Below are 26,504 nucleotides of genomic sequence, written 5' to 3'. Positions count from 1 at the left end.
TCGCGCACCGCCCCTGACGCGCTTCGGAGGCAGTCATGCCGGAGTTGCCCGACGTGGAGGGCTACCGCGAGGTGCTGAACACCTGTGGCCGCGGGCGGCGCGTCCGCCGTGTCGACGTACGGGACACGGGCGTGCTGCGCGGGGTCGGCGCGCGACACCTGCGACGGGAGGTGGAGGGACAGCGGCTGGGCCGCCCATGGCGGCACGGCAAGCTGCTGGTGGTCCCGTTCGGCGACGGCCCGGCCCTCGTCTGGCACTTCGGCATGACCGGTGAGCTGGTGTGCACCGGCGCGGACGACCCGCTGCAGACCCACGACCGGGTCGTCCTGGCCCTCGACGACGAACGGCAGCTGCGCACCGCGACCAGCGCAAACTCCAGGGCGTCCGGCTCTGCCCGGACCAGCGGGCGCTGGAGCGGCTGCTGGCACGGCTGGGCCCCGACGCCCTGGAGATGGACCGCCCCGACTTCCTGGAGCTGCTCGCCGGGCGGCGGGGCGCCGTCAAGAGCGTGCTGATGGACCAGTCCCTCATCGCCGGTCTGGGCAATCTGCTCAGCGACGAGATCCTCTGGCGGGCCCGCGTGGCTCCCCGGCGCCCGGCGCGGGACCTGGACGAATCCGAGGCGCGTCACGTGTTCACGGCGATGCGCCGCGTGCTCGCCACCGCCGGCCGGGCCGGACGCGTACCGCCGCGCCGTACCTGGCTCACCGGCCGTCGCGACGACGCCGAACCGGCGTGCCCCCGCTGCGGCGAACGACTGCGGTCCCGCCGCGTCTCCGGCCGCCGCACCGTCTGGTGCGCGAACTGCCAGCACTGACCGCCGTACGGCACTAGCCGGACGGCTCGTCGGGTACGGGCTGGTCCGGATGCACGCCGGCTTGCCGCGGGGCGCCGCGCGGCCCCGCACCGGCTTCGTCCACATCGGGTACGTCGCCCGTACCGTGCCCCTCGTCCGAGCGCGGCTCCCAGCGGTCGTCCCCGTTTCCCGCCTGCTGGTCGGGGGGATCCCTCGGCACGGGCCGCGGGGCGTTCGGCTGCGGGTCCGGCTTCTTCATGACGGTCTCCTGCCGCATCAGCGAATGATCGCAGGGCTCCTGGCGGAAACCCCGCAGAGGTGTCACGAAGCCTTGGCCCGTGCACCGGCGTGCGAGAGCGCTTCGAGCAGTTCCTCGCGCTTCATCGCGGAACGGCCCTGGACGCCGGCCTCGGCCGCCAGGTCGTAGAGCTGCGACTTGGTGAGTGAGGCGAGCGAGGCCTCCGTCCGCGCACGGGACCGGTGGCCGGCGGCCGACCGCTCGGCCGTGCCGCCCTTCCCCCGGGAGGGGCGCGCCTTCTTCGACTTCGCGCGGTCCACGCTGGCTCGCAGCGCGTCCATGAGGTCGATGACGTTCGTGGCCTCGGCCGGCTGCTCGGCCTTCTCGACGCTCTCGCCCTTCTTCTTGGCCTCCACCAGATCCTGCACCTTCTCGTGATAGGTGTCGTGGAAGTCCTCCGGGTCCCACTCCATGCTCAAGGCGTCGATCAGCTGCTCCGCCGTCTTCAGCTCGCGGTCGGCCACCCGGACCCGGCCGGGCAGATCGTCGATCTCGGCGCGCGGATCCCTGATCTCGTCCGCCCAGTGCAAGGTGTGCAGGGTCAGGATCCCGGACTCGGCCTTCACCGTGACCAGATACTCCCGGTTGCGCATCACGAAGGTGGCGATCCCCGCCTTTCCCGCACGCTCCAGGGCCTTCTCCAGCACGGCGTACACCTTCTCGTACTGCTCCCCCTTGGGGCCCAGGTAGTACGTCCGGTCGAAGAAGACGGGCTCGACGTCCGCGAGGTCCACGAACCCGGTGATCTCCAGCTCCCGGGAGCGGCCGGGGGCGATGTCCTCCAGTTCCCGGGGTTCGAGGATCACGTAGGCGTCTCCCGCGTCGAGCCCCTTGACGATCTCGTCCGGCGGCACTTCCTCGCCGGTGCGCTCGTTCACGCGCTTGTTGCGCACCCGGTCCGAGGTGCCGCGCTGCAGCTGACGGAACCGGATGGTGTGGCTGTCCGTAGCCGTGAACAACTGGACCGGCAACGTGCCGTTGACTGAACTACACAAAGAATATTCGCTGGTCAGAGGCCATATCTGCTAGCTTCCCGGCCATGCTTGAGACGGATGATGCTGCCCGGGACTTAGCGGGGTTCGTGCTGCCGGAGACTGGTGCACTGATCGAGACGGCGGACCCGCTGCGGCCATGTGTCCTGCTCGATGCGGAAGGCGCCGTCGTCGCCCCAGTAGAGACGTTCTTCGCGGAGCTCCAGGCCAACGCGCGTCCGGCTACCACGATCCGTTCCTACGGCATGGACCTGCTGCGATGGTGGCGTTTCCTGTCCGGGTGGGGCGTCGCGTGGGATCGGGCGAGCCGGCGGGATGCGCGGGACTTTGCCCGGTGGATGCAGATCGCGCCGAAGGTTTCCCGGGTGCATTGGCGCCGCCAGGCCTCTGGCGAGGGGCCTTCGGAGCCGGTGACACGACCCGCGGCGGGCGTGCCGAACCCGGTCACAGGGCGGGCCGCGCCGGGCTTGCTGTACTCGGCGTCGACGCGGGCGCACTGCGAGACTGTGCTGAGGTCGTTCTACGACTTCCATTTGGAGGAGGGCACCGGCCCGATCATCAACCCGTTTCCCTCGGCTCGTGAACGCCGCCGGTTGCCCGCTGCAGCTGGCCGGGCGGCGCGGCAGTCGGCGGGAGGCAGGTACCGGCCGTCGCTTCCTCAGCGTTTACCGCGGCGGTTGCCCGACGATTGCTTCAACGAGCTGTTTGCCGCGCTGCGTTACAACCGTGACCGTGCTCTTCTGGCATTTTGGGTGTCCAACGGGGCCCGGGCCAGCGAGTTGCTGACCAGCCGGCAGCGCGACTCTCTGCCCGGAGAGCAACTGCTTGGCGTGATTCGCAAGGGAACCCAGGCATTTCAGCAGTTGCCGTCCTCGCCTGATGCGTTCGTGTGGCTGCGTCTGTATCAGGAGGAAGCGTGGCGAGCGGGGGCACCCCGGGGAGGGCATCAGGCGTTGTGGTGGACGTTGCGGCGGCCGTTTCGACCGCTGACCTACCACGCGGCCCGCGCGATGCTGAACCGGGCCAACGCGTTGCTCGGGGCGAACTGGACGCTGCACGACCTGCGGCATACCGCCGCCTACCGGATGGCCCGTGATCCCGGACTGGCCTTGACGGACGTGCAGTGGGTTCTTGGCCACGCGCACCTGAGTACCACTCAGATCTACCTGCCGGCCGGCCGTGACGAGATCATTGAAGCGGTCCGTGCGCACCACCAGCGCCAGACGCGACTGGCGCAAGTCCCGGCAGCACCCGCCCCTGGATACCGCGCCGAGTCACTGCACGACTTGTTCGGAGGCGCCCGGTGAAGGTTCGGGTCCGGGAGATGACCGGCGGCACACGCGTCCGGGCGGACGATCGTCCACCGGTGCGGCCGGCCGTGGGCAGCGTGATGCGGCAGGCCCAGGCTCGGTTCCCGGCTCGATCCGCCGGGACACGATGGGCGATGACATGCTTGTCCGTCGAGGAGGTGCTGGCCGCTCTCGATCGGCCACCGTTTCGAGCGGACAAGGCCCACACCCGGTGGGAGCGCAGGCACGGTGCGCGTGCGGTTCTGGCCTGGCTATCCGGCTTCCAGGGCGAGACCTGGCAGGAACGATGGGAAGCGTCGCCGGCAGCTGCCGGTCCTCAGCGTTGGGTCAAAGAGGGGCACGCTTGGGTGAGTGCTGCGGCCGATGCGCAGTGGAAGCACGTGCAGACGGGGCTGCTGATGCTGGCCAGCATCGACGCGCTGCGCCTGTCGATTCCCTGGCAGTTCGACTACCGCACTACGCATCTGCGTCCCCTTGTCGAGCGCACCAGGGACCCTGAGGGGTTGACACGCCTACAGGAGATCGTCGGCACGACGAGGTGGGCATCGGTCGGAGGCGGCCGGGCCCGCTTGGCGTTGGCCCGGATCATGCTCGCCAAGGGCGGGGGTCTGGCGGAGATCACTGCTGGGGACGCCTTCGAGTACTACGTCGAGTCACGGAAGTTGGTCCGTACCCAAGCCGGCGGCACCCTCTTCTACTCCTGGCTGCGAGACCTGGGGAATGTGCCGTCCGACGCTCCGGTGACGCTGCGTTTCCTGAACAAGGTCACGGGGCAGCTCACGTGCGCGCAGCTGGTCGACCGGCATGGCGTGGCCTGCGCACCGGTCCGTGAGCTGCTGATCGACTATCTGGAGGAACGCCGCCCGCGGCTCGATTACAGCACCCTCGACAATCTCGCCCGCAATCTGACCAGGAACTTCTGGTCCGACCTGGAGATGCACCATCCCGGCATCGACTCGCTTGACTTGCCGTCGGGGGTCGCCTCCGCGTGGAAGGAGCGGTTCCGCACCAGGATCCAGCGGCGGAAACAGCCGGACGGCACCGTGGAAGAGACGCTCGTCGAGCGTGCTGAATACGACCAGTTACTCGTGGCGGTGCGGGCTCTTTACCTGGACATTGCACGTTGGGCGGCCGAGGAACCCACCCGGTGGGGGCCCTGGGCAGCGCCCTGTCCGATCAAGGAGGCTGAAGTCTCCAACCGCAAGCGCGTCAAGCGGCGCAAGGCCCGCATGGACCAGCGGACGCGCGAGCGGCTGCCCGTCCTGGATACCTTCGTCCGGGCTGCGGCCGATCACCACGCCCAGCAATCGGCCCACCTCCAGACCCTCCTCACCGTCCCACCCGGGGCCACCTTCACGATCGGCGACGCGGTTTTCGTCCGCACCAAGAACGCGACGACCGCCGCCGCGCGAGACGAGCAGGGCACCCTTCGCCATTTCGGCCAGGGCGAGCACCGCGCGTTCTGGGCCTGGGCCGCGGTGGAGTTCCTCCGCCACACCGGCGCCCGCATCGAGGAGATGCTGGAGATCAGCCATCACGCGATGATCCAGTACCAACTGCCGACCACCGGCGGGATCGTCCCACTGTTGCAGATCGCTCCCTCCAAGACCGACCAGGAGCGTGTCGTACTCGTCAGCCCTGAACTGGCCGACGTCCTGGCGACCATCATCCGACGTGTCCGCGACCCGCGCACCGGTGCCATCCCGCTCCTGTCCGCCTACGACTATGAGGAACGCGTCTGGAACCCGCCGTCCCCGCTGCTGTTCCAGTGGGACCGCGGCGGGGAGAGATCCCGCATGTCGGGCGAGTTCATCCGCAGCGCGCTGGGAGAGGTCCTCGCCTTCATCGGCCTCACCGACTCAACCGGCCAGCCTCTGGTCTTCGCGCCGCACGACTTCCGCCGGCTGTTCATCACCGATGCCATCCGCTCCGGCCTCCCGCCTCACATCGCGCAGGTCATCGCTGGCCACGCCAATATCAACACCACGATGGGCTACAACGCGATCTACCCAGAAGAGACCGTCGAAGCCCATCGCGCCTTCATCGCCCGGCGCCGCGCCCTGCGGCCGGCGGAGGAGTACCGCACCCCCACCGATGCCGAGTGGGAGGACTTCCTCGGCCACTTCGAACGCCGCAAGCTCTCCGTCGGCACCTGCGCCCGCGCCTACGGCACCGCCTGCATTCATGAACACGCTTGCGTCAGGTGTTCGCTCCTGCGACCTGACCCGGCCCAACGGGCACGGCTTGCCGAGATCCGCGACAACCTGATCGCCCGAATCGCCGAAGCCGAGGCGGAAGGCTGGCTCGGCGAGATCGAAGGTCTCCAGGTCAGCCTGGTCGGCGCCGAGGAGAAGCTACGCCAGCTCGATCGGCGCCACGGGCAGCCGACAGCCGTGGACCTGGGCCTCCCCACCACGCGTGGTGATCGATGAGCCCCCGAAGGTGGGGCTGCCGCATGGCCCTCAACCGACGCCATGCACTCACACCGGCGGGCCCTCCCACTCGGGGGCCGCGACCGCGTCATCCCAGACGGCCCGGACATCCTCGGCGAGGTCGTCGAGGGCACCGGCGTGGAAGAAGTAGTCGAGGCCGTCCGAGCAGTTCTTGGGATCGGCCACCCAAGGGGACAGGCGATGTTGCACGCCGCTAGCGCAACGCCAGAGACGAGGTTCGGACCGGGACGGACAGAGTGCGTCGTGTCCGTAGACTGCGCGCGGCGGCCGAAGCCAGCTGCAATGGCTTCGGCCGCCTTACGGGGTGGTGTTGCGTGTTGTGCTCAGTTGTAAGGCTGCGACCAGCAGGATAGCGACCTGCGACGGGAGATCAGGCCCCGACGGATGCGGAACCCGTCTGCTGAAGCCTGCGCGCCAGCACGGGGCGGCCCTCGTCGATCACGTTCTCCGGGAGGTCGTAGCCGTGTTCGTCGGACTCGATGTCGGCGAAGTGCTCGGCGATCTCCTCCGCGGTGGCCGGACGCTCCAGCGGGCCGAACCAGCCGTGCGTCACCGCGGGGACGACCTTGGCGAATCGGCCGCCGGTGGCTGAGTAGAACCCGCGCGTGGCCGTGTTCTGCTCGCTTGCGAGGTAGACCACGACGGGCGTGACGTAGGAGGGGGAATTGGTGGGTGCCAGGATGGCCGCGTCCGGGTGGACCTCTCCGACCATCTCTTCGTACCACTGCTGGCTCATCTCCTTGGCCAGCCGGGTACCGGCGGTGGGGAGCACGGCGTTGACGAGGATGCCGTGCTTGCGCCCTTCCCAGGCGAGGCAATTGGTGAGGCCGAGCAGACCGGCCTTGGCCGCGCCGTAGTTGGTCTGCTCCGGGCTGCCGAAGGCGCCGGAGGCCGATGACGTGAACACGATCCGCCCGTAGCCCTGATGCTGCATGACACGGTAGGCGGGCTGAGTGACGTAGAACGCCGCCTTGAGATGCACGTCGATGATGTCGTCGAGTTCGGCGTCCCCCAGGTCCTCGAACACCTTGTTGCGCAGGAAACCGGCATTGTTGACGACCGCGTCGATGCGGCCGAAGGAGTCCATCGCGCACTCGATGATCGCCTGGCCGCCCGATCGGGTGCTGACGGAGTCGTAGTTCGCCACGGCCCGGCCGCCTGCGGCCCGGATCTCGGCCACGACCTCATCAGCGGCGCTCGCCGAGGCCCCCGCCCCGGCGCCGGTGCCTCCGAGGTCGTTGACGACGACGGCCGCTCCCCGACGGGCGAAGTCCAGGGCGTGCTCGCGGCCGAGTCCTCGGCCGGCGCCCGTGATCGCGACAACACGATCGGTGAAGGTGATCTGGGACATGATTGCTCCTTAGTTCTTGGTACCGGAGGACCGGTGTGATGGCGCTGATCTGCCGACGGGTTGGCTGAGCGGTAGGTCAGCGGGGGTCGGTGTCCCACGCGAGGTGAAGCTCGTGGGTGGTGTTGACGGCGCCGGAGGCCATGCGCGGCGTCGTGCCGGGCTTGATGACGAAGTCCGGGATCCGGGCGAGCCATTCCTGGAGGAACACCGTGAGTTCGGTCTTGGCGAGGAAGGAGCCCGGACACCTGTGGGGGCCGTTGCCGAAGGCGGCGTAGTGCTGTTCGGGATGAGGCCGGGTGAAGTCGACGACGAGCGGGTTGTCGACCTGTCGCTCGTCGAGGCCGTAGAGGTGGTTGGGGACGAGGATCTGCTCCCCCTCCTTGAGCTGCATCCCCTGGAACTCGGTGTCCTGCGTGATCAGCCGGGCGGTGTTGATGAGCCCGTGGCGGCGGATGAGTTCCTCGACGGCGTTGGGCACGAGGGAGGGATCGTCGATCAACTGCCGTCGGTGTCCCGGATTCAGGGCGAGGAACCGTATGACGAAGCCGAGGATCGAGGCGACCGTGTCCAGACCGCCGGCCAGGACGACCTGGGACAGAGCCACGGCCGCCTCGAAGGCGATGGGCTCGCCACCGATCTTCGCCGTCACGATCTTGCTGAGGAGGTCGCTGCCCGGTTGCTCGGCCCGGGCGGCCAGGGCTCGGGCGACGTACTCGGCCAGGGCCGTGTGGCTTTCGAGCTGTTCCTGAGCATCGCGCGGCCGGAGCATCTTCTCCGCGCGCGGCAGGAGGTAGTCGCGGTCTTCCAGCGGCAGGTCGACGGTGCCGAGGAAGACGACGACGGGCAGTATCTTGGCGAAGTCACCGACGAATTCGCACTCCCCTTTGCGACGCAGCTCTTCGACGATCGAAATCGTGGTCTCCCGCACGATCGGCTCCAGGGCTGCGACAGCCTTGGGGGAGAACGTGGGAGATATGAGCATCCGGTACGAGGCGTGCCGTGGCGGGTCCATCTGGACGACGGCTCCCTCGCGCACGTACTCGCCTCCGATCGTGAGGCGCGAGTGCGAGAAGCGCTTGTGGTCGAGCTGGATCGCCTTGATGGCGTCGGCGCGGGTGACGACCCAGTGGCCGCCGTTGCGGGGGGTCCAGAAGATGTCGGGCAGGGTGTCCTGCACGTTCTTCCAGGCCAGGTGCAGATCCTCGTCGACGCCGGTCGGCCGCAGGTAGTCGAAGTCGACGACGCGGTCTTCCGGGACGTGCGCGGGGATGCCCATCGTGGAGCTTGTGGTCATCATGTCACCTCTCTCGTCAGGGTGGTGCAGGAAGGAATGGGCGGGTCAGGCGCCGGTCTGGGAGGCGGGGAGCTGCACGATCAGGCCGTCGGTGTCCTCGGTCACCTGGATCTGGCAGGACAGTCGGCTGGTGGGCCGGACGTCGAAGGCGGCCTCGATCATGACTTCCTCGGCCTCCTCGGGTGCAGGCAGCTTGTCGGCCCACTCCGGGTCGATGTAGACGTGGCAGGTGGCGCAGTTGGCGTAGCCGCCGCATTCGGCGACGATGCCGGGGACGAGGTTGTCCATCGCGGCCTGCATGACCGACTCGTCGGCGCCTGCCTCGACGGCGTGCTCGGTGCCGTCGTCCTCGATGAAGGTGATCTTGGGCATGGTGGAACTGCCTCTCCTTGCGTGGGTGTGTTTCATGAACAGGCGGCCCTTTTGCGGGCCTCGTCGGCGGGTTCACGGAGCAGTCACCGCGCCGTGGGCGCGGCCGGGATCAGAGTGCTGCCTGGGCCAGGGGGATCTCGTTGTCGGCCAGTCGCTCGGGGTCGACGGGCCGGCCGCTGGTGACGAGCTGCCGCGCGGTGGCGAAGTCGGCGGGCCGGCTGATGACGTCGGCGGCGACAATCCTGTCGCCCGTGAGGTAGAAGGCGGACATGGCCGTGCCCGTGCCGCCGCGGGTGATGCACCGGTCGTGGCCGGCTGACAGGCCCACCATCTGGAGTTTCAGGTCGTACTGTTCCGACCAGAACCACGGCGTTGCCGTGGACGCCTGTGGTCGGCCGAGGATGGTCGCTGCGCAGACCTTGGCGTGCTCGATGGCGTTGGGCGCCGACTCCAGCCGGATGCGCCTGCCGGCGTAGGCGCTGGGCTGGTTGGCGCAGTCGCCGATGGCGAGGATGTCCGGGTCGCTTGTGCGTGCGAATTCGTCGACGACGATGCCGTTGTCGACCTCCAGATCTGCTGCGGAGGCCAGGTGGGTGTTCGGCTCCATGCCGATTCCGACGAGTACGAGGTCGGCGTCGAGCCGTTCCACGACCCCGGAGGCCGACACCTCCACGCCGGTCACCCGGTGTCCCGACGCGTCCACGGCCACGTCGGCCACCGTGGCGGCGAGCCGGAAGCGGACGCCGTGGGAGCGGTGAACGTCCTCAAGGAAGCCGCTCACCTCCGGCCCGGTCACGCGCGCCAGCAGTCGAGGAGCCGCCTCGACGACGGTGACGTCGAGGCCGAGCTGTGTGGCCACGGCGGCGATCTCCAGGCCGACGTAGCCACCGCCGATGAGGACGAGCTTGCGGCCGGGGACGAAGTGCGGGCGCAGCGCGTCGACGTCGTCGATCCGGCGCAGGGTGAAGAGGTTGTCGAGCTGGTCCACGTCGACGCCCGGCAGTGTCAGGCGGCGCGCGCGGCCTCCGGTCGCCAGGACGAGTTTGTCGTACGGCAGTCGGCTGCCGTCGCTGACGACGAGTTCTTTCGCCGCCCGGTCGATCGTTTCCGCCCATGTGCCCAGTCGCAGTGCGATGTTGAAGCGCTCGTACGTCGCGGCAGGTTTGAGGTAGAGCTTCTCCCGGGGGAGCTTTCCGAGGAGGAAGCCCTTCGAGAGTGGGGGACGTTGGTACGGCGGGTTCACCTCGTCCCCGACGAGGGTGATGCCGCCGCTCCAGCCGCGCTGACGCAACGTTGTTGCGAGCTCACTGCCGGCCTGTCCGGCTCCGACGACAACTACGTTTTCGGGCATGGTTCGGCCTTCCTTCCATCGTGAAGTGCCCTGAATACAGAGCGAGGTGGACAGTCGAGCCCCGCGACGCGGTTGCCGGCTGGACCGGTTGGCCGAGCCTCCGTGCCACCGAGTGCGGCCACCCGTACCGCCGCAGGACCGCCGACCCGACGGGCCGGCCACGGTTTCAGGACTGAACTGCCGCGATCGTCTCCGGGAAGGTGATGCCGGTCAGTTCTTCGGAGGCGGTCCACAGGCGGCGGGCGGCGGCCGGGTCGCTGGCCGCTGCCGAGCGGCCGGCCAGGGAGGGGGTGCCACGCATCTCGAACATGCCATCGGGGCCGACGAAGCTGCCGCCGGGCAGGTCCTGGACGGCCGCGTAGAGGGGGTTGAGCGCGCCCGCCTGGCCGTCCTGGGCGATGAACTTGTTGCCGAGGCGCCAGAGGAGGCGCCGCAGGGTGCTGGCGTCGTTGCCCTGGAGGTTGGTGGCGGACCAGCCGGGGTGGGCGGCCAGCGCGCGGACGGGCGAGCCGGCTGCGGTGAGCCGTCGCTGGAGTTCCAGGGTGAACAGCAGCATCGCCAGCTTGGACTGGCTGTAGGCGGTCATCGGGTCGTACTCGCCGGTCAGGTCGAGGTTGTCGAAGTGGATGCGGGGGCTGCCCGGGGACTTGTGCGCGGTGGACGACAACGACACCACACGGTCGGTGATGTGCGGCAGCAGCAGGTTGGTCAGGGCGAAGTGCCCCAGGTAGTTGGTGCCGAACTGTGTCTCGAAGCCGTCTTTGGTGCGGCCCTCGGGGACGTTCATGACGCCGGCGTTGTTGATGAGCAGGTCCAGGTCACCGTGCCAGCCGGCGGCGAACTCGCGCACGGAGGAGAGGTCGGCCAGGTCGAGCCGGCGGACCTCCACGCTGCCCTTCACGGCCTGGGCTGCGGCCTCGCCGCGCTTGGTGTCCCGTACGGCGAGGACGACGTGCGCGCCCGCGCCGGCCAGGGCCGTGGCGGTGGCGAGGCCGAGGCCACTGTTGGCGCCGGTCACGACGGCGGTGCGGCCGGTCTGGTCGGGGATGTCGGTGGTGTTCCAGGGCTGGGTGTGCGTGTTCTTTGCCATGACCCCAATGTATACACCGATCACAATGTGGGCAACATAAACAATGTAGGCGTCGCTCATTCCCGGCTAGGCTGAGAGCATGAAGAACCGCCCCTACCACCACGGAGATCTCCCCGCCGCGCTCCTGACGCGGGCCGAGCAGACGTTGCGCGACAAGGGATCGGGCGCGCTGTCCCTGCGCGAGCTGGCCCGCGAGATCGGGGTGAGCCCCGCCGCACCCAGCCGCCACTTCAAGTCCAAACAGGCACTGCTGGACGCCCTGGCAGTGACCGGGTTCGAGAGGCTCGCCGAGACCTTGGCTGCCTCGCAGGAAGGCGCCGGTGAGACGTTCGCCGCCCGGATGGATGCCGCGGCCCGCGCCTACGTGGGCTTCGCCGTGGCCAACGCCGCGCTGCTCGACCTGATGTTCTCGGCCAAGCACAGCCCGGAGGCCTCGGAGGCATTGGGCGCGACCGCCCACCAGTGGTCCGAACAACTGCTGGAGCTGATCGGCGACGGGCAACGCCGGGGCGAAGTGCGCGAGGGGCAGCTGGAACGCGTTGCGCTACCGGTCTTCGCGGCGCTGCACGGCTACGCCGGCCTGACGGTGAGCGGCCTACTGCCGCCAGAGGTGGCCGAGCACGGCCTGGACGACCTGATCGCGTCCATCCTGCGCGGCTGCGCGCCGCAGTAGAGCCGCGCAGGATGATCAGAGGGGCCAACCAGAACTGGCTGAGGGTCATTTCACAGACTGGCGACAGAGGCGGCTGGTTACAGAAACGGGCACTGAAGCAAGAACGCCGGAGCTGCGCAGATGTGTCAGTGGGCCTGGTTCAGTGCGCCCCAGCTGCCGGACCTGGAATGTCAGCCTCCGGTTTCGCTCCAGCGCGTTGGTCAGGTCTGCCCGCAGCGAGGCACGGCCGACGGCCGCGATCCGACCTCCTTCCGGTGGGGCGGCTGCGGCGTGTGGACGCGTTCGAGGAGGTCGCGGTGGCGTAGAGGTAGGTTCGGTCCGCTCGTGCCGCGAACGCGTTCTCAAAGCCCTCGATGTCCTGCTGCACAGCGGCGCAACAAGCCATCGCTTCACATAGAGCACGACCCATGATCACCCTGGAATGGATCGGCCGGGCCGAGAACCTGGTGATCGCCGACCCCGACGTCCGGCACGGGAAAGTCGCACCTCACCGAGACCTCGCCCAGGCCGCGATCGAGAAGGGCATGCGGGTGTCCTGGTTCATCCTGGAGACGCTGAGCACCACCATCAGCAAGTCGAAGGTCGACGGATCCACCGCCCGCGCCGTCGCCCGGATCTGCCGGGCCGACCTGATCGTCATTGACGACATCGGCCTGCTGCCGGTCGACGAGGACGCCGCCGAGGCGTTCTACCGGATCATCGACGCTGCCCACGAGCGTCGCTCCACCGCGGTACCCAGCAATATCCAGCTCCAGACGGCTTCGACACGATCACACCGAAGACTCTCGCGGGTGCGTCCGCCGACCGCCTCATGCACACGCTCACCTCGTGACCACCACCGGTGACTCGCACCGCCTCGCCGAGGCCCTCGCCGGGAAGGGAGTGGCCCCTTTGAACTGCCCTCCCACCCCAGGAACACCACTGCATCTCAATGGCCGTTGACACACCTCGTCCCGAGGCGCCGTCATGGCCTCGGCCAGGCGTTCGAAGCGGGGCAGCGTCAGGGCGTCCAGAAGAGCTTGCTCGGTATTGAAGTGGCGAGGGCGAGGCGGGGCTCACCCCGATGCCGTGGGCCCGTTCCCGCAGGAACAGCGTGCCCGACCCCCGCTCGCGCAGCGTCTGTCCGGCCCGCGTGAAGAGCAGTGCCGTAAAGAGGCCTCCCTCGCGGTAGGGGCGGTTCTCTGCAATGCGCCCAGACCAATCTAGTGTGATCAGTAACTACATTGTGACCCTTGATTACATTGTGATCGCCGTATACATTGGGATCGCGGCAGACAACAAGAACACCCAGCCCTGGAACACCACCAACATCCCCGACAGAGCGGCCGTACCGCCGTCGTGACCGGCGCCAACAGCGTAGTCGGCGGTCGCCCGCTTGGCCGCGGCCAGCGACCCCGCCACCGCCCGCCGTCTGTGGACCGCCTCCCAGGAAATGACCGGCGTCGCCTTCCCGTCCGAGTCGCTCACTGACCCGCATGTCGCACACGAAACTGAAGAGGACTCTCATGAGCTCAGGAACGGTATTGGTCACCGGCGCCTCATCCGGAATCGGCGAATCCACCGCGCGCCTTCTCAAAGAGCAAGGCTTCACGGTGTATGCCGCTGCCCCCCGGGTGGATCGGATGAAGGCGCTGGAAGCGCACGGCATCCATGTCCTGCCTCTCGATCTCACCGACAACGCCTTGATCGAGGCCTGCGTCGAGACGATCCTTGACCGCGAGGGCCGCATCGACGTCCTCGTCAACAACGCGGGCTATCCGGCCTACGGCGCGGTCGAAGACGTGCCCATCGCAGATGCCCGCCACGAGTTCGAGGTCGACGTCTTCGGCCCGGCGCGCCTGACCCAGCTCGTCCTGCCGGTGATGCGGGCAGCACGCTCGGGAACGATCATCAACATTACGTCGGTGGGCGGCAAGTTCCACACGCCCTTCGCGGCCTGGTACCACGCTGCCAAGCACGCTTTCGAGGGGTGGTCGGACGCACTGCGGGTCGAGATGGCACCCTTCGGTGTCGATGTCGTCATCATCGAGCCGGGTGGAATCCGTACCCCGTTCGGAGACACGCTCGTCGAGAATCTTCGCAAGGCTTCAGGGTCGGGCCCTTATGCCGCTGCGGCGAACAAGACGGCCGACGGCACGGCGAAGCTGTTCGCAGGCAAACGGCTCTCCGATCCGTCAGTCGTCGCCAAGACGGTCGTCAAGGCCGCGACGGCCGCCCGACCGCGGACGCGATACGCCACCGGCTACCAGGCGAAGCCCGCACTCTTCCTGCGCAAGTTTCTCCCCGACCGGGCGTTCGACCGCTTGATCGAATCGATGACGAGCTAGTTGTCCTGAGTCCCGGAAGAGCTGCATATCTAGGATTTGGGGTTCGGCAGGCAGTTCAAGTAGCCGGCGAGGCGTTCGAAGATTTCGTCGGCGGACTTGGTCCAGGTGAACGGCTTGTCACCAAGGCCGAGACAACCAGCCCTCCTCGAACCTGTGATCGCCCCATCGCTTAATTCCACCCTCACCTGGAGCAGTTGTGCGCGTTGTAGTCTTCGGAGCATCCGGGATGGTCGGGCACGGCGCGCTGCGCGCCTGCCTGTTGGACAGTCGGGTCACCGAGGTGCTGGTTGTCACCCGGAGGCCGCTCGGCCTTCAAGACCCCAAGGCGCGGGAGATCATCCACACCGACTTCACTGATTACGCGGCCATCCTGCCAGCGTTGAAGGATGTCGACGCTTGCTTCTACTGCCTCGGCGTCTCGGCCGTCGGCCACAGCGAGGAGGAGTACACCCGCATCACGTACGGTTACACCATCGCTGCCGCGAAAGCTCTGAGCGTGGCCAGCCCTTCAACGACGTTCGTGTATGTGTCGGGGGAGGGTACGGACAGCACCGAGAAGGGGCGTGCCATGTGGGCCCGGGTCAAGGGCCGCACCGAGAACGAGCTGCTGGCAATGCCGTTCACGGCCTACATGTTTCGCCCCGGCTTCATCCAGCCCGTGAGCGGCGCCGTTTCCCGCACCGCGCATTACCGCGTGCTCTACCGGCTCACTGGCCGACTGTTCCCCCTGCTACGGCGTCTGATCCCGAACCTTGTGACCACCACCGACGACTTGGGACGCGCCATGATCTCCGCAGCCCATCTCGCTGGCGAGGGCCCCTTCGTCCTGCACACCACCGACATCAACCGTCTCAGCATCGCGCGAGAGCCCGGGACCAATTTCTGACAGGACTCGGCGGGCCGCCTGGCCCGCCATTCCATGTGTTCCCCGGTCGCCAAGGGCCCTTGACTGTGAAGGGCATTCAGGCTCGGCCGTTCCCTGGGGAAGTCGTTCCGCCTGGGACACCATCATCCGACGCGGGGCGATCGCCGAGGCGGGCGGGGTGAATGCTGCCCCAAGTCCTGCTGCCTCGATGCTGCGTCACACGGTGGTATGCCCCGGTTCTGATGGAGCCGGGTTGCTGGACAATTGACGATCCAGCAGCCTTCGGAGGCCGTGATGTCCCGCAGCTATCCGCCCGAATTTCGCCGTAAGGTGCTCGATCTCGTGGCGTCCGGGAGGAAGGTCGCCGAGGTCGCCCAACTCCTCGGCATCAGCGACCAGACGATCTATGTCTGGCGGCGCCAACATCTCATCGATACGGGGCAGTTGCCCGGCACGACCACCAGCGACCAGTCCGAACTCGTCGCGGCCCGCAAGCCTTCGCAACGATCAGTTTCGCTCGGCTTCACGGAAGGCCGGCTGTCCCCTCCTGCGGGAGGTCCGGCGGGTGATGCGCCTGGTCATGAGCGTGATCGCGGCCCATGTGATCAACGATTCCGAATGCTGGATGAGCCGTTCGTAGTCCCGGGCATGCTGGCGCACGTGAATGAAAGCGGGGAGCCACCCCCTGGGCAAGATGGGCGCACACGGCGGTACCGGCGGATCTGGTCGCGGAGCGATGCCAATAAGTGAATCAGCACGGACGAGGCCCCACCGAACTCTCCGCCACCTCGCCCGCCTGCTAGTTCAGAGAAGACACCAGACCGAAGGTCAGAGCACCGTTCCACACCGCACGTGCCATGGCGGACACCTCCAATCTCGCCGCGGGACCCGGGTACCCGGCGCGGGCCGGCCCATGACGGCCTTCTCAGCGGCAGAGCTGGGTGCGCCGTACACACTCCGTGACGACCTCGCGCAGGCTGCCCGTGCGCTCCTTGAGCAGCCGCTGCTCACGCGCGCCGTTCCCCCTGCCGAGCAGCCCGGCCACGGCCGCTTCGACACAGTCCGTGTCACCGCTGTCTGCCAGCGCGTCCCCGACGTGCTCCAGCAACGACCGCACCACGTCCGCGGCGGGCCGGGGCCGCATGGTCACCGGGTCGAGCAGATCCTCCTCCAGGCCCGCCCGGGCGGCCTGCCAGGCGGCCAGCCTCAGCAGGCAGACGTCGTGGTCGAGCGGTGGCCGGCCCGCCCGCCAGTCACGTGCCGCCGTCTCCACCAGGGCACGGGCCAGCGCGGCCACGAGCACCGCGGTGTCCGCGCGCAGGCACACATCCGCCACCCGGATCTCCACCGTCGGGTAACGCGCGGACAGGCGTGCGTCGAAGTACGCCATCGCCTCGTCGAGGATCACCCCGGTGGCCAGCATCTCCGCCACCCGCCGGTGATACCGCTCGGCGGACCCGAACAGCTCCGACGGCCCTGCCGACGGCCAGCGCCACCACACCAGGGTGCGGTAGGCGGCGTAGCCGGTGTCCCGGCCCTGGCAGTACGGCGAGTTGGCGCTGAGCGCGGCCAGGACGGCGAGCCATGGCCGCATCTGGTCGATCACGGCCACGCCCTCCGTGGCCGACTCCACCGACACATGCACATGACAGCCGCACACCAGCTGTTCCTGGGCGGTGATCCCGTACCGCTCGGCCATCCACTGATAGCGCTCGTTCACGCAGAGCGACGGATTGATCGGCAGCGGGGACATGGCCAGCGCGGCGACCGCGCACCCGACCTCGCCGGCGTGCCGGGCCGCCTCCCGGCGGCAGCGCATGATCTCGGCGCCGAGGGCGCCCATCCGCGACTGCGGGTGGGTGGCGTATTCCAGCATCTGCCCGAACAGTTCCTTCTCGAACACGCTCTGCCCCGGATCGTCCTGTGCCGCATGGGCCAGGACGGCGGCCGACATGGCCCTCGGCTCCCCGGTGCCCGGGTCGACCAGAAGGAGTTCCTCCTCCACTCCTACGGTGCGCACGGCTCACGCCACCACGAGATCGCGCGTCAAGGCACAGCCACCGCGCCGGTGACCGGCGGGGCGTGTCCCGCCCCGCAGTCGCCCACGTCTGCCGGCGCGGAGCCCCGTGCCGTCCGTACGGTGCCGGGCAGCCGCTCGGTCAGGGTGATGCGGACCGTGTGACCTTTGTGCCGGTAACTCATCGTAATCACGTCCCAGAACTGTGTCTCCGCCCCGGGCGGCTGCGGCCCGCGCTCCGTGCGGCGAGGAGCAACGCTTCGAGTACCCACAGAATGCGCCTCCGCGCACCCTTCGCGGTAGGACGTGCCGCGGACCAGGGCAGATACGGCGGTACCAGGGGGCGGCCGACCGGTTCACCGGCTTCCGGTGGGGAATTCGCCGGGGAGGAGTCCCAGGGCCGCCCTGGTCTGCCGGGTGCGTTCGTCGGCGAGTACCTCCGTACGGTCCGCTTCGACGGCGTCGAACGTCTGCCGGGCGACCGCCTCCGGGGTGTTCTTGGGGCCGGTGACATGGGCGGCCATGTCCGTGTCGATGTAACCGCAGTGCACGCCGACGACGAGGACGCCGGTGTCGTGGAGTTCGCCGCGGATCCCGTTGGTCAGGGCCCACGCGGCGGCCTTGGAGGCGCTGTAGGAGCCCATCGCCGGGTTGGTGAACCAGCTCGCGATGGACAGCACGTTGACGATGGCGCCGGGCGCGTTGCCGATGAGCAGCGGTGCGAAGGCGCGGCACAGGGCGAGCGTGCCGAAGTAGTTGACCTCCATCTCCGTGCGAGCGGCGGCCGTGTCGGGTGCGGCCAGCAGGGCGCTGTCGGTCAGCACTCCGGCGTTGTTGATCAGCAGGCTCACATCGGAACATGTCCGGGCCGCGGCGGCCACCTGGGCGGGATCGGTGACGTCGAGGCGGACCGGGGTCACACGGGGCTCCACGACCGTCCGCGGGTCTCGGGCGCCGCTGTAGACCCGATGGGCGCCGCGCTCCAGGAGCATCCGTGCCATGACCTGGCCGAGCCCGCGGTTGGCACCGGTGACGAGCGCCGTCGCACCCTGGATCTTCATGACTGCTCCCCGGTCGCGGTCCACTTGAGATAAGCGGCTGTCTCCTGGAACCCCAGATCGCGATAGAAACCGGCCGCCCTGCGGGTCGGCACGGTCACCTCGACGTCGTTCGCCTCCCCGGCCCTGGTCTGCGCGGCCCGGATCAGCGCGGAACCCGTACCACGGCCGCGCACGGGCGTGTCCACGGTGAGTTCCAGCAGTTCGAGGACCGTTCCGCCGGCGAAGAGGGTGGGCATGCGCACCGCGAGCAGGTAGCCGACCACGCGGGCGTCCTGCTCGGCGACGAGGAACTCGGCCCTCCCGGCTGCGGCGGCCTCGATGATCTGCGGAAAGGTGACGGCGTCGAAGACGGCTCGCTCGGGCTGATAGCTCGTCACGAACCCGCTCAGCAGACGGTAGATGTCATCACCGTCCGAGGCGGCGGCGTCGCGGACGATCACGACGGTCCGCCCGCTGGGAGACCGGTGACCATGAAGGCGAGGTTCACCCGGCCGAGACTACCGTGCAGGGAACGGAAAGAGATTCTGCGTCTGTCACGCATGTACAGATCCGCTACAGATCCGCCGAGCAGGCCCGGGATCGCCGTACGGGCCGGGAAAGTGACACGGGTGCTCACCATGGTGAACGACGACGCCTCCACCGCCCTCGCGGACTTCGATCCCCCTGCCGTCCTGGAACAGATCGACGCCGCGACGGAGCACCTTCTGCAGACGGCAGCCCGGTTCACCGACGCCGACGTACGCGCGCCGTCGCTGCTGCCGAACTGGTCGCGTGGGCACGTCCTGACCCATCTGGCCCGCAATGCCGACGGCGGGCGTCGGCTGCTCAGCTGGGCCCGGACCGGCGTGGAGACGGCGGAGTATCCGAGCCTGGCGGCCAGGGAGGAGGAGATCGAGAGCGGGGCGGGGCGCGGCGCCGCCGCGCTGGTGGCGGACCTGCGGGACAGCGCTGCCCGGTTCGCGGCGGAGTACCGGCGGATGACGTCTGCGGCCTGGAGCCGCACGGTCCGCTGGACCCGGGGCCAGGAGCGTCCCGCGGCCCGCGCCGCCGACTCCAGGCTCAGCGAGGTGCTGGTCCACCATGCGGACCTGGACGCCGGATACACCGCCGCGCAGTGGCCGGCCGTCTTCGTCCACGACATGCTGGGCCGGGTGGTCACGGCATTCGTCGTCCGTGACAACGCCCCCGCCATGCGGCTGCACGCCACCGACACCGACACCTGGTACGGCATCGGCGGCGCGCAGCCCGCACCGGTGATCCACGGCACGGAGAGCTCGCTGCTGAGCTGGCTGATGGGACGTTCCCCGGGCACCGACCTGACCGCGCAGGACCGCGCCGCACTGCCCGAGCCCCCGTTCCTCTACTGATCACCTGTCAAACGGCCCCGCGCGATGGGAAGTTGACGGCCCGGGGTTTCCGAACTGCAGGTCGGGGGCAATCCGCGCCGACGTCCTCATGGCGACATCGGAGATGCGCGCCACCTTGTCCGAGGATGCGTCGGTGATCGCCGAGGAGGCCGGCGTCAGGGTCGTGCTCAATCCTGCCCGACGCCCGGCGTGAATGGATGTGCGGAAGTCGCCCGGCTGCTTCCCCATATGAACGCCCTGATCCCCAACCCCGAGGAAACGGAGGCTCTCGGCCACGACAGCCCGGTGGCTCGAAACCAGCACGTGGAAAGGCGGAGGCCGGGCACCCACACCGTCCCCCGAGATCCGGTGTCCCGGCGCCGGGAGCGCGCACACCGATGGCTGACCCGCTGGTCCAGCCGCGCCCTGCAATGAGAAGGGGGCTCGTCGCGGCCGTACAGGCGGCCGAGCGCCTGGAATCTGATCCCGGCCGGACCCTGTCAGGAGCCGAGCGGCGGCGGCCCCTTCTCAGGGCACCGGGCTCCCGTAGGCGTCGGCCAGCCGGGCAACGGTCTGAGCCATCAGCGCCCGCAACGCGGTCGGCGCGACGACCTCGGCCTCCGCGCCGAGCCGGAGCAGCGTGCCCACGGCGTGCTGGACGGACTCGATGGGAACGACGACCCGGACGCGGCCGTCGGGGCCCGGTGGCCCGGCGCTGTCCCGGGCCGCGCGTGCCGCCGCCGGCTCCAAGAGGTCCGGCAGCTGTTCCAGGAGCCGTGGCGTCAGCCGTACGACCGCCTCGTCCCGGAAGCGGCGGGCGTCGAAGCCGGCCAGATACGACCGCCAGTGCGCGGCCGGGTCGAAGCCCTCGGGCCGTTCGAAGCGGTCCTGCAGCACCTGGACCCGGAGGAGCTGGGAGACGAGGTAGGTGCGGACACGTGCCGGCGGGCCCGCCACCAGGTACCAGCGGCCGGACTTGAGGACCAGGCCGTACGGCTCCAGCGTCCGGGTCACCTCCTGGGGAGCCTTCCACCGCCGGTAGCGCACACGGATGCGGTGCCGGCGCCACACCGCGTCGGTCAGGGCGGCCAGGTGCACGGTGGCGTCCGCCTCCGCGTACCAGCCCGAGGTGTCCAGGTGGAACCGCTGCCGTATCTCGCCGGTCCGGTCGCGCAGTTCGGCGGGCAGTGCCGCCGTCAGCTTGAGCTGGGCGGTGGCGAGCACGGTCCCCAGCCCGAGGTCGGCGGCCGGTCCGGGCAGTCCGGCCAGGGCGAGCGCCTCGGCCTCGTCGGCGGTCAGTCCGGTCAGCCGGGTGCGGTACCCGTCCAGCAGGCGGTAGCCCCCGTCGTGCCCGGGGTCGCCGTAGAGCGGAACACCGGCCGCGGCGAGCGCCTCCATGTCCCGGTACACGGTGCGGACGGACAGCTCCAGCTCGTCGGCCGGCTGCCGCGCCGTCATCCGGCCGCGGGTCTGGAGCAGCAACAGGACGGACAGCAGTCGGCTCGCACGCATGGGGAAAGTCTTCCGCGGTCCACTGACACAGGTTGTCAGGGAAGACGGATAGCTTTCCGGCCGGGCGCATTTCCAGCGCACCTGACACGGAAACGGAAGAGGAAACTCGCGGATGAGCACTCCCTCCACCCCCAGGCCCGGTATCGGCGACTTCGACTTCCTCGTGGGCACCTGGGACGTGACGAACCGGCGCCTGGTCGCGCCGCTGACCGGCAGCACCGAGTGGGACGAGTTCCCGGCCACCGCGGTCTGTCACGGCACGCTGTTCGGCGGGGCAGCCAATCTCGACGAGATCAGCTTTCCGACCAAGGGCTTCGCCGGCCTGACCCTCCGCCTGTTCGACCCGGTTCGCGAGCAGTGGTCGCTGAACTGGGTGAACAGCCGTACCGGGCTGCTGCACCCGCCTGTCGTCGGCCGGTTCCACGCCGACGGACACGGCGAGTTCCACGGCGCCGACAGCCACGACGGCACCCCGGTCCTGTGCCGCTTCATCTGGTCCCGGATCACGCCGGCCGCGGCCCACTGGGAGCAGGCGTTCTCGACCGACGGCGGGCAGAGCTGGGAGACCAACTGGACCATGGATTTCCGCCGGGCAGCGTAGGCCTCCGCAGGACCAGGAGGCCGGCCGCGCGGGGACACTGACCGTCCGGCACGGGCCGCACTGAACATCAGCGCGGTCCTCGGCACCGGTGTGATCGCCCTGCCCGCGCCGCCCGAGCTGCCGGCCCGGCTCGGGCAGGTCCCGCTGTCGGCGCCGCTCGCGGCCACGTTCACTGCGCTGGGCGCCGTGGTACCCGGACGGCGGGGGTGGCCGGCTGGTGTTTCCACTTCGCCGTTCCCGCCGGTGCCCCGGCGGCACTGCTGCTGATCGTCGTCGTGGTGGCCAACAGCATCGGGGTGAGCGTCTCGGACCGGCTGCAACTCGCCCTCGCCGTCCTGCTGGTCGCCCTGTTGTCGGCCACCGTGCTCGCCGCGCCGCCCCGTACCCGTCTGCGGAACCCGCATCCGTTCGCGCCGCGCGGCTGGTCCGCGGTCGGTTCGGCCGCGGAGCTGCCGATGTGGAGCTTCGCGGGCTGGGAGGCCATCACCCACCTGGCCGCCGACTTCCACCGCCCGGCGCAGGACCTGCCCCGGGCCGCCGCACTGGCGGTCGCCGTCATGGGCGTGCTCTGCATCGCCGTCGTCGCCACCAGCGTGCTCGTGCTCGGCCTGGCCGCCGGCACGGTCCACTTCCGCCTTCGAGGGCGCCGTCGGCTGGGGCGAGGCGCTGCTCGGGCAGCCCGCCCACATCCCGACCACCGAGCAACGTTTCGACGTCGTGCAGTCCGACGTGGCCGAGTGCGGCGGCTTCACCGAGGCCCAGGCGGTCACCCTGCGGCTGCTGTCGGGCGTACCGGATGGGCACGGGCCCACCGGCTGGACGACCACAGCGTCCACGTCCGCTGGACCGGTCCTTCGCACATGACGAGTTCGGATGAACTGACGATGCGGCCGTACCTCGGTGAGGTGCCGGTCGTTGAGTTTCTGGACCCACGTGAACCCCTCCGGCCGGTTCGAGCTGGACACGAATGCCCACCTCGACCCGTGCGCCGCCGCGGGGGCGACCACGGTTCCCGGCCCCCGTATCGCACCCGCGGCGCCCGCCGCCCAGCCGGTGCGCGGGACGGCAGGCCTGGTCTGAAGATCCGGCGGGAGCTCACGAAGGTGCTGATCGGCTTGCGGCCGCTGCGATCACCTACATGGGGCGGGTGTGGACGCCGATGCCGCCGGAGACGAGCAGGTTGTCGCCCGTGATGTATCCGGCACCGTCGGATGCGAGGAAGGCGACGGCTTCGGCGATCTCGGCGGGGGCTGCGATGCGGCCGAGGGGGACGCTTTCACCCCAGGAGGCGATCATGTCCGAGGAGACACCCATCTTCGTGTACGCGGGAGTGTCGACCATGCCGGGGCTCACCGCGTTGACGCGGATGCGGCGGGGGGCGAGTTCGATGGCCGCGGAGCGCACGAGAGGCAGAAGGGCTCCCTTGGCGGCGGTCATGGCGACGCCGAGTCCCTCGGCGGCGCCGACGGTGAACACCACGCAAGCGCCCTCGTTCAGCAGGGGGAGCGCCTTCTGCAGTGCGAAGAAGTTGCCCTTGACGTTGATGTTGAACAAGGTGTCGAAGGCGGCCTCGTCGGTGGACTCGATCGTCAGGCCGGGACGAGGCAGGCCCGCGTTGAGGTGGAGCAGGTCGAGGGAGCCCAGGTGCTCGCGCGCCTGGCCCAGGGCTCGGTCGATGTCGGTCAGGGAGCTGATGTCGGCCTCGACGGCGACGACGTCTGCGGGAAGGCCGGCCTTGGCGGTGTCGCCGAGGCCGGTGACCATGACGCGGTAGCCGCGCGAGTGGAGCAGTTCTGCGGTGGCCTTGCCGATCCCGCTGGTTCCGCCGGTGATGAGTGCTGTCTTCGTTGCCACGGTTGTTCTCCTTGCTGATTGCGCGGGGCGCCTCCAGTCCTGTCGCCGTAGGCGGAAGAGAGCTGGGAGGCGAAGCGCCGTGCAGGCGCCCGGCCGCTTCCGTGACAGCGTACGACTGGTTGGCAGCGACTGCCAAACTCTATGTGAGTGCCAGATTGGCATGCTGCGCTAAACTGGGAGGATGACGCCGGGAACGCAAGACAAAGGGGCGACTACGTCCACGCTGTGGGATCGGACGCGCCAGCTGGCTGCCCAAGAGATCCTCCAGACCGCGTTGCGCCTGTTCATGCAACAGGGATACGACGAGACGACCATCGCGCAGATCGCCCGCGAGGCCGGCGTCTCCCAGCGCACCCTTTTCCGTTACTTCGGCACCAAGGAAGACCTCGTCGCCGGCAGCGAGGAGCGGTTCGTCGCCCTTCTGACGGAAACCGTCCGTGACCAACCCGTCGATGTCGGCGTCTGGGAGGCGTTGCGAGCCGCGTTCAAGGCCGCGCTCTCCCTCCATGCAACTCCCGAGGAGGCGCTGGAGCGTTTCCGCCTGGTGCACCACACCGACTCGCTGCGCGCCGCTTACCTCGGCAAGCGGGTGCGCTGCCAGGAGGCGCTGATGCCACTGCTCGAAGCCAGAATGACGCCCTCGGGGACGGACCGGGGGCAGGCCCGTGCCATCGTCGCGACAGCGTTCGCCTGCTTCGATGCCGCCACTGCGACGTGGCTTGAAGACAACGGGCAGGGCGACATCCTTGACCTGTACGACCGGGGCTTGGCTGCGGTACGCGGCTAGCTCATGACGAGCTCGGAGGAAACGACGATGCGACCGGTACCTCGATGGGGTGCCGGTCGTTGAGCCGGTCGTGCCGATATCTCGTTCACGTCGCTCACGGGTCCACCGTCCGCGCTTCGCCGTGGAGTCGAGGCCCGTGGCGGAGAGGCGTCTGGGCGCTCTGCCTGCCTCTGCCGAGTTTCTCCGCCGACTGGACGTGGCCGAGATCGTCGAGGAGCTGTGCCCGGTCCGCGAGGCCGCGCACCTCACCCACGGCCAGGTGATCGAGGTGCTGGGCGCCAACCGATTGTCCCCCCGGCGCCGCTGGTGCGGGTGGGCGACTGGGCGCGGGGATGGGCGGTGGGGGACGTCTTCGGCGTCGAGCCCGGTCTGCTGGGCGATGACCGGCTCGCCCGCGCGCTGGACGCGATCGCGCCGCACCTGGACCAGCTCGTGGGCACGGTCGGCGCGCAGGCCATCGCCGAGTTCGGCATCGACGTGTCCCGGATCCACTGGGACATGACCTCGATGTCCCTCTTCGGCGCCTACGAGGACCAGGACGGGCAGTTCCCGCAGGTCAAGTACGGTCACCCGAAGGACCGGCGGGTGGATCCGAAGCAGATCCAGGAGCCGGACTCGCGGTCACCGGCGACGGCGGGATCCCGGTCTTCCACCGCGTCTACGACGGCGGCGCGGGCGAGGTCGCCCAGGTCGTCGGCGCGATGAACGCCCTGCGCATGATGGCCGACCGCAAGGACTTCCTGCTGGTCGCCGACTCCAAGCTGGTGTCCCACCCGAACATCACCGCACTGCTGGACGCGAAGGTCGCCTTCATCGCCCCCGCCCCGGCCGCCAGATTCCCGACAACGTCTACACCGCCTTGAACCTCGACAACGAACGGTCGTGGACTACGCCCCCGACCGCGACACGGACAAACCGGCCGGTCAGCGCGAGGTCCACCGCGTGCTGGAGGACACCCACACCCTCACTGGCCGCCGCAAGAGCGACCCCGTGCACACCCTGCGCCGGATCCTGGTCCACTCCACCAGCAACGCCCGCGGCCGGCAGGCCGCCCGCGCCAATCGCCTGGCCCGCGCCACCGAAGACCTGAACAAGGTCCAACGCGGCGCCGGCAGCCACTCCTACCCGACCGCCGAGAAGATCACCGCCCGTATCGGTGTGATCGCCCGCACCCGCCGCGTCACCGACTGCCTGCGAACCACGATCACCGCCGACGAGGCCGGTCGGCCCGTCCTGGACTGGCACTTCGACCAGGACGCCCTCGACGCCCAGGAGGCCACGGACGGCTGGTACGCGCTGCTGACCAACCTCAGCCCGAGCAGGCCACCGCCGAGGAAGTACTGCTGCGCTACAAGGGCCAGGCCGTGGTCGAACGCCGCTGCCACGACTTCAAAGGCCCACTCGCGGTCGCACCGGTCTTCCTCCAGCACAACCGGCGCATCGCCGCTCTCATCACCGTGATCTGTCTGGCCCTGCTGGTGTTCTGCCTGATCGAACGCCAAGGCCGCCAGGCGCTGGGCCCCGAGCAGACCATGCGCGGCCTCTACCCGGACGACCGGGCCGTCCGCCCCACCGGCCGCATGATCTTCCACCACCAGGCCGGCCTGATGATCCGGCCCGGCACCACCACCAGCCCGCCCGCCGTCCTCATCAACCGAGGAGTCCAAGCACACCTGCTCGAACTCCTGGGCATCGACGAAACGCACCCCCGCTGGCTGGAGACCTGAAACCCCATGTGCGAAGTCACCGGCTAGACGTCCGTCTCCGCCTGCGCCCGGAGTTTCTCCGCCCGCTCCCGCGGGTCGTACGCCGGTCCGACGCCCTCGATCAGGAGTACGTCCCCCTCGATGTGGTCCGTCCGCAGCCTGAGGAGCCGCTGGTACTCGGGGGAGGCGTACCACGCGCGGGCCTTGGCCAGGTCCGGGAATTCGATCAGCACCATGCTGCCCGGCCAGTTTCCCTCCACCACCTCGGTCGGCGGGCCGTGGATGACGAAGCGTCCCTGGAAGGGATCGAGGGTGGCCTGGATCCGCTCCAGGTACTCCAGAATCTCGGGGTGCTGACGACGGCTGCGCAGATGCGCGAAACCATAAGCAGGCACGGTGACTTCCTTCACTGAATCGTCCGCCTTCCCGGTGGGGAGGCCGATCCGAA

General features: G+C 69.2%; 30 protein-coding genes and 4 pseudogenes. 18 read left to right on the top strand and 16 right to left on the bottom strand.

The genetic code is table 11. The annotated features are described in order from the left end of the window. Nucleotides 1–35: 35 nt before the first annotated feature. A complete protein-coding gene (locus tag LE548_RS45900; protein WP_308029632.1) occupies nucleotides 36–515 on the top strand; it encodes a DNA-formamidopyrimidine glycosylase family protein in 480 nt (159 codons plus the stop codon). Further along, nucleotides 452–817 carry a zinc finger domain-containing protein gene (locus tag LE548_RS45895; RefSeq protein WP_308029631.1) on the top strand — a complete coding sequence of 122 codons (366 nt, stop codon included), beginning with the start codon at nucleotides 452–454 and terminating at the stop codon, nucleotides 815–817. The genes LE548_RS45900 and LE548_RS45895 overlap by 64 nt, the downstream gene beginning before the upstream one ends. A 13-nt stretch (nucleotides 818–830) precedes the next feature. On the opposite strand, the gene LE548_RS00865 is transcribed toward LE548_RS45895, so the two are convergent. Both LE548_RS00865 and LE548_RS00860 read right to left on the bottom strand, forming a co-directional pair. Further along, nucleotides 831–1,073 carry a hypothetical protein gene (locus LE548_RS00865; protein ID WP_225094619.1) on the bottom strand — a complete coding sequence of 81 codons (243 nt, stop codon included), beginning with the start codon at nucleotides 1,071–1,073 and terminating at the stop codon, nucleotides 831–833. Nucleotides 1,074–1,117: 44 nt separating this feature from the next. Continuing rightward, on the bottom strand, nucleotides 1,118–2,065 hold the full coding sequence (locus LE548_RS00860) for a Ku protein (protein ID WP_308029629.1): 948 nt from the start codon (nucleotides 2,063–2,065) through the stop codon (nucleotides 1,118–1,120). 68 nt (nucleotides 2,066–2,133) lie between these two features. On the opposite strand from LE548_RS00860, the gene LE548_RS00855 reads away from it, so the two are divergent. Together LE548_RS00855 and LE548_RS00850 are read left to right on the top strand one after the other, a co-directional pair. Beyond that, nucleotides 2,134–3,393 (top strand): site-specific integrase, encoded by a 1,260-nt coding sequence (locus LE548_RS00855; RefSeq protein WP_225094618.1) that lies wholly within the window; start codon nucleotides 2,134–2,136, stop codon nucleotides 3,391–3,393. Between the two features lie 137 nt (nucleotides 3,394–3,530). Continuing rightward, on the top strand, nucleotides 3,531–5,828 hold the full coding sequence (locus tag LE548_RS00850; protein ID WP_374116012.1) for a tyrosine-type recombinase/integrase: 2,298 nt from the start codon (nucleotides 3,531–3,533) through the stop codon (nucleotides 5,826–5,828). A 51-nt stretch (nucleotides 5,829–5,879) separates the two neighbouring features. Here LE548_RS00850 and LE548_RS00845 read toward each other — a convergent pair. From LE548_RS00845 to LE548_RS00820, 6 genes and pseudogenes are all read right to left on the bottom strand, one after another. Then, nucleotides 5,880–6,011 (bottom strand): annotated as a pseudogene (locus tag LE548_RS00845) (aminoglycoside phosphotransferase); the annotation flags it as partial. A gap of 208 nt (nucleotides 6,012–6,219) precedes the next feature. Beyond that, entirely contained in the window at nucleotides 6,220–7,200 is a 981-nt protein-coding gene (locus LE548_RS00840; RefSeq protein ID WP_225094616.1) for an SDR family NAD(P)-dependent oxidoreductase, read from the bottom strand. Between the two features lie 76 nt (nucleotides 7,201–7,276). After that, nucleotides 7,277–8,494: a cytochrome P450 gene (locus tag LE548_RS00835; RefSeq protein WP_225094615.1), complete on the bottom strand. Its 1,218-nt coding sequence runs from the start codon at nucleotides 8,492–8,494 to the stop codon at nucleotides 7,277–7,279. Nucleotides 8,495–8,539: 45 nt separating this feature from the next. Next, nucleotides 8,540–8,866 (bottom strand): 2Fe-2S iron-sulfur cluster-binding protein, encoded by a 327-nt coding sequence (locus LE548_RS00830; RefSeq protein WP_225094614.1) that lies wholly within the window; start codon nucleotides 8,864–8,866, stop codon nucleotides 8,540–8,542. Nucleotides 8,867–8,975: 109 nt separating this feature from the next. Then, a complete protein-coding gene (locus tag LE548_RS00825) occupies nucleotides 8,976–10,217 on the bottom strand; it encodes an NAD(P)/FAD-dependent oxidoreductase (protein WP_225094613.1) in 1,242 nt (413 codons plus the stop codon). Between the two features lie 166 nt (nucleotides 10,218–10,383). Continuing rightward, the gene (locus tag LE548_RS00820; protein ID WP_225094612.1) at nucleotides 10,384–11,307 is read right to left on the bottom strand and encodes an oxidoreductase; all 924 of its coding nucleotides are present in this window, start codon (nucleotides 11,305–11,307) and stop codon (nucleotides 10,384–10,386) included. Nucleotides 11,308–11,386: 79 nt separating this feature from the next. On the opposite strand from LE548_RS00820, the gene LE548_RS00815 reads away from it, so the two are divergent. The 5 genes and pseudogenes from LE548_RS00815 to LE548_RS00795 all read left to right on the top strand — a co-directional run. Further along, entirely contained in the window at nucleotides 11,387–11,980 is a 594-nt protein-coding gene (locus LE548_RS00815; RefSeq protein WP_225094611.1) for a TetR/AcrR family transcriptional regulator, read from the top strand. A gap of 407 nt (nucleotides 11,981–12,387) precedes the next feature. Beyond that, nucleotides 12,388–12,825, top strand: coding sequence for an ATP-binding protein (locus LE548_RS00810; RefSeq protein WP_263635553.1), 438 nt, complete (start codon nucleotides 12,388–12,390; stop codon nucleotides 12,823–12,825). 660 nt (nucleotides 12,826–13,485) lie between these two features. Then, nucleotides 13,486–14,307: an oxidoreductase gene (locus LE548_RS00805; RefSeq protein ID WP_225094609.1), complete on the top strand. Its 822-nt coding sequence runs from the start codon at nucleotides 13,486–13,488 to the stop codon at nucleotides 14,305–14,307. A gap of 196 nt (nucleotides 14,308–14,503) precedes the next feature. Continuing rightward, nucleotides 14,504–15,193: an NAD-dependent epimerase/dehydratase family protein gene (locus LE548_RS00800; protein ID WP_225094608.1), complete on the top strand. Its 690-nt coding sequence runs from the start codon at nucleotides 14,504–14,506 to the stop codon at nucleotides 15,191–15,193. 273 nt (nucleotides 15,194–15,466) lie between these two features. Beyond that, nucleotides 15,467–15,616, top strand: a pseudogene (locus LE548_RS00795) (transposase); the annotation flags it as partial. 117 nt (nucleotides 15,617–15,733) lie between these two features. On the opposite strand, the pseudogene LE548_RS00790 reads toward LE548_RS00795, so the two are convergent. The 5 genes and pseudogenes from LE548_RS00790 to LE548_RS00770 form a co-directional block, all read right to left on the bottom strand. After that, nucleotides 15,734–15,868, bottom strand: a pseudogene (locus tag LE548_RS00790) (IS5/IS1182 family transposase); the annotation flags it as partial. Nucleotides 15,869–16,097: 229 nt separating this feature from the next. Further along, entirely contained in the window at nucleotides 16,098–17,192 is a 1,095-nt protein-coding gene (locus tag LE548_RS00785) for a glutamate--cysteine ligase (protein ID WP_225094607.1), read from the bottom strand. Between the two features lie 26 nt (nucleotides 17,193–17,218). Continuing rightward, the gene (locus tag LE548_RS00780) at nucleotides 17,219–17,383 is read right to left on the bottom strand and encodes a hypothetical protein (RefSeq protein ID WP_225094606.1); all 165 of its coding nucleotides are present in this window, start codon (nucleotides 17,381–17,383) and stop codon (nucleotides 17,219–17,221) included. Nucleotides 17,384–17,545: 162 nt separating this feature from the next. Continuing rightward, a complete protein-coding gene (locus tag LE548_RS00775) occupies nucleotides 17,546–18,250 on the bottom strand; it encodes an SDR family oxidoreductase (protein ID WP_225094605.1) in 705 nt (234 codons plus the stop codon). Then, the gene (locus tag LE548_RS00770; protein ID WP_225094604.1) at nucleotides 18,247–18,690 is read right to left on the bottom strand and encodes a GNAT family N-acetyltransferase; all 444 of its coding nucleotides are present in this window, start codon (nucleotides 18,688–18,690) and stop codon (nucleotides 18,247–18,249) included. Before LE548_RS00770 ends, LE548_RS00775 begins: the two co-directional genes overlap by 4 nt. A 177-nt stretch (nucleotides 18,691–18,867) precedes the next feature. Between LE548_RS00770 and LE548_RS00765 the strand changes: the two genes are divergently transcribed. Continuing rightward, entirely contained in the window at nucleotides 18,868–19,617 is a 750-nt protein-coding gene (locus LE548_RS00765) for a maleylpyruvate isomerase family mycothiol-dependent enzyme (protein ID WP_225094603.1), read from the top strand. Between the two features lie 507 nt (nucleotides 19,618–20,124). On the opposite strand, the gene LE548_RS00760 is transcribed toward LE548_RS00765, so the two are convergent. Continuing rightward, nucleotides 20,125–21,108, bottom strand: coding sequence for a YafY family protein (locus LE548_RS00760; protein ID WP_225094602.1), 984 nt, complete (start codon nucleotides 21,106–21,108; stop codon nucleotides 20,125–20,127). Between the two features lie 112 nt (nucleotides 21,109–21,220). Between LE548_RS00760 and LE548_RS00755 the strand changes: the two genes are divergently transcribed. The 3 genes and pseudogenes from LE548_RS00755 to LE548_RS00745 all read left to right on the top strand — a co-directional run bounded on the left by LE548_RS00755 (nucleotide 21,221) and on the right by LE548_RS00745 (nucleotide 22,789). Next, nucleotides 21,221–21,709 (top strand): hypothetical protein, encoded by a 489-nt coding sequence (locus LE548_RS00755; RefSeq protein WP_225094601.1) that lies wholly within the window; start codon nucleotides 21,221–21,223, stop codon nucleotides 21,707–21,709. Between the two features lie 206 nt (nucleotides 21,710–21,915). Further along, nucleotides 21,916–22,257 (top strand): annotated as a pseudogene (locus LE548_RS00750) (amino acid permease); the annotation flags it as partial. Between the two features lie 367 nt (nucleotides 22,258–22,624). Then, complete coding sequence (locus LE548_RS00745; protein WP_225094978.1) at nucleotides 22,625–22,789, top strand: hypothetical protein; 165 nt, start codon at nucleotides 22,625–22,627, stop codon at nucleotides 22,787–22,789. Nucleotides 22,790–22,843: 54 nt separating this feature from the next. Here the strand turns inward: LE548_RS00745 and LE548_RS00740 are convergent, their stop codons facing one another. Next, nucleotides 22,844–23,563: an SDR family NAD(P)-dependent oxidoreductase gene (locus tag LE548_RS00740; protein WP_225094600.1), complete on the bottom strand. Its 720-nt coding sequence runs from the start codon at nucleotides 23,561–23,563 to the stop codon at nucleotides 22,844–22,846. A 181-nt stretch (nucleotides 23,564–23,744) separates the two neighbouring features. Here LE548_RS00740 and LE548_RS00735 point away from each other — a divergent pair, with 181 nt between their 5' ends. The 5 genes from LE548_RS00735 (at nucleotide 23,745) to LE548_RS00715 (ending at nucleotide 26,077) form a co-directional block, all read left to right on the top strand. Continuing rightward, on the top strand, nucleotides 23,745–24,350 hold the full coding sequence (locus LE548_RS00735) for a TetR/AcrR family transcriptional regulator (protein ID WP_225094599.1): 606 nt from the start codon (nucleotides 23,745–23,747) through the stop codon (nucleotides 24,348–24,350). 339 nt (nucleotides 24,351–24,689) lie between these two features. Continuing rightward, nucleotides 24,690–25,055, top strand: coding sequence for a hypothetical protein (locus LE548_RS00730; RefSeq protein WP_225094598.1), 366 nt, complete (start codon nucleotides 24,690–24,692; stop codon nucleotides 25,053–25,055). Then, on the top strand, nucleotides 25,052–25,213 hold the full coding sequence (locus tag LE548_RS00725) for a hypothetical protein (RefSeq protein ID WP_225094597.1): 162 nt from the start codon (nucleotides 25,052–25,054) through the stop codon (nucleotides 25,211–25,213). Before LE548_RS00730 ends, LE548_RS00725 begins: the two co-directional genes overlap by 4 nt. A 19-nt stretch (nucleotides 25,214–25,232) precedes the next feature. Next, entirely contained in the window at nucleotides 25,233–25,811 is a 579-nt protein-coding gene (locus LE548_RS00720; RefSeq protein ID WP_225094596.1) for a hypothetical protein, read from the top strand. Beyond that, complete coding sequence (locus LE548_RS00715) at nucleotides 25,808–26,077, top strand: hypothetical protein (protein ID WP_225094595.1); 270 nt, start codon at nucleotides 25,808–25,810, stop codon at nucleotides 26,075–26,077. The genes LE548_RS00720 and LE548_RS00715 overlap by 4 nt, the downstream gene beginning before the upstream one ends. A gap of 23 nt (nucleotides 26,078–26,100) precedes the next feature. Here LE548_RS00715 and LE548_RS00710 read toward each other — a convergent pair whose 3' ends face one another. Next, on the bottom strand, nucleotides 26,101–26,451 hold the full coding sequence (locus LE548_RS00710; protein WP_225094594.1) for a DUF1330 domain-containing protein: 351 nt from the start codon (nucleotides 26,449–26,451) through the stop codon (nucleotides 26,101–26,103). Between the last annotated feature and the right edge of the window lie 53 nt (nucleotides 26,452–26,504).

This window comes from Streptomyces sp. CoH27, from assembly GCF_020181035.1.
Classification (GTDB): domain Bacteria; phylum Actinomycetota; class Actinomycetes; order Streptomycetales; family Streptomycetaceae; genus Streptomyces; species Streptomyces camelliae.
The sequence above is the reverse complement of the archived record's forward strand: the minus strand, read 5'-3'. Positions and strand labels throughout refer to the sequence as shown.

Excerpts from the sequence above, each read along its gene's own strand:
- LE548_RS45895 (WP_308029631.1), top strand. The coding sequence starts at position 452 with ATGGACCGCCCCGACTTCCTGGAGCTGCTCGCCGGGCGGCGGGGCGCC.
- LE548_RS00755 (WP_225094601.1), top strand. The coding sequence starts at position 21,221 with ATGAGCACTCCCTCCACCCCCAGGCCCGGTATCGGCGACTTCGACTTC.
- LE548_RS00830 (WP_225094614.1), bottom strand. The coding sequence starts at position 8,866 with ATGCCCAAGATCACCTTCATCGAGGACGACGGCACCGAGCACGCCGTC.
- LE548_RS00865 (WP_225094619.1), bottom strand. The coding sequence starts at position 1,073 with ATGCGGCAGGAGACCGTCATGAAGAAGCCGGACCCGCAGCCGAACGCC.
- LE548_RS45900 (WP_308029632.1), top strand. The coding sequence starts at position 36 with ATGCCGGAGTTGCCCGACGTGGAGGGCTACCGCGAGGTGCTGAACACC.
- LE548_RS00820 (WP_225094612.1), bottom strand. The coding sequence starts at position 11,307 with ATGGCAAAGAACACGCACACCCAGCCCTGGAACACCACCGACATCCCC.
- LE548_RS00850 (WP_374116012.1), top strand. The coding sequence starts at position 3,531 with ATGACATGCTTGTCCGTCGAGGAGGTGCTGGCCGCTCTCGATCGGCCA.
- LE548_RS00810 (WP_263635553.1), top strand. The coding sequence starts at position 12,388 with ATGATCACCCTGGAATGGATCGGCCGGGCCGAGAACCTGGTGATCGCC.
- LE548_RS00735 (WP_225094599.1), top strand. The coding sequence starts at position 23,745 with ATGACGCCGGGAACGCAAGACAAAGGGGCGACTACGTCCACGCTGTGG.
- LE548_RS00775 (WP_225094605.1), bottom strand. The coding sequence starts at position 18,250 with ATGAAGATCCAGGGTGCGACGGCGCTCGTCACCGGTGCCAACCGCGGG.
- LE548_RS00840 (WP_225094616.1), bottom strand. The coding sequence starts at position 7,200 with ATGTCCCAGATCACCTTCACCGATCGTGTTGTCGCGATCACGGGCGCC.
- LE548_RS00815 (WP_225094611.1), top strand. The coding sequence starts at position 11,387 with ATGAAGAACCGCCCCTACCACCACGGAGATCTCCCCGCCGCGCTCCTG.
- LE548_RS00760 (WP_225094602.1), bottom strand. The coding sequence starts at position 21,108 with ATGCGTGCGAGCCGACTGCTGTCCGTCCTGTTGCTGCTCCAGACCCGC.
- LE548_RS00855 (WP_225094618.1), top strand. The coding sequence starts at position 2,134 with ATGCTTGAGACGGATGATGCTGCCCGGGACTTAGCGGGGTTCGTGCTG.
- LE548_RS00765 (WP_225094603.1), top strand. The coding sequence starts at position 18,868 with ATGGTGAACGACGACGCCTCCACCGCCCTCGCGGACTTCGATCCCCCT.
- LE548_RS00835 (WP_225094615.1), bottom strand. The coding sequence starts at position 8,494 with ATGACCACAAGCTCCACGATGGGCATCCCCGCGCACGTCCCGGAAGAC.
- LE548_RS00805 (WP_225094609.1), top strand. The coding sequence starts at position 13,486 with ATGAGCTCAGGAACGGTATTGGTCACCGGCGCCTCATCCGGAATCGGC.
- LE548_RS00825 (WP_225094613.1), bottom strand. The coding sequence starts at position 10,217 with ATGCCCGAAAACGTAGTTGTCGTCGGAGCCGGACAGGCCGGCAGTGAG.
- LE548_RS00725 (WP_225094597.1), top strand. The coding sequence starts at position 25,052 with ATGAACGCCCTGCGCATGATGGCCGACCGCAAGGACTTCCTGCTGGTC.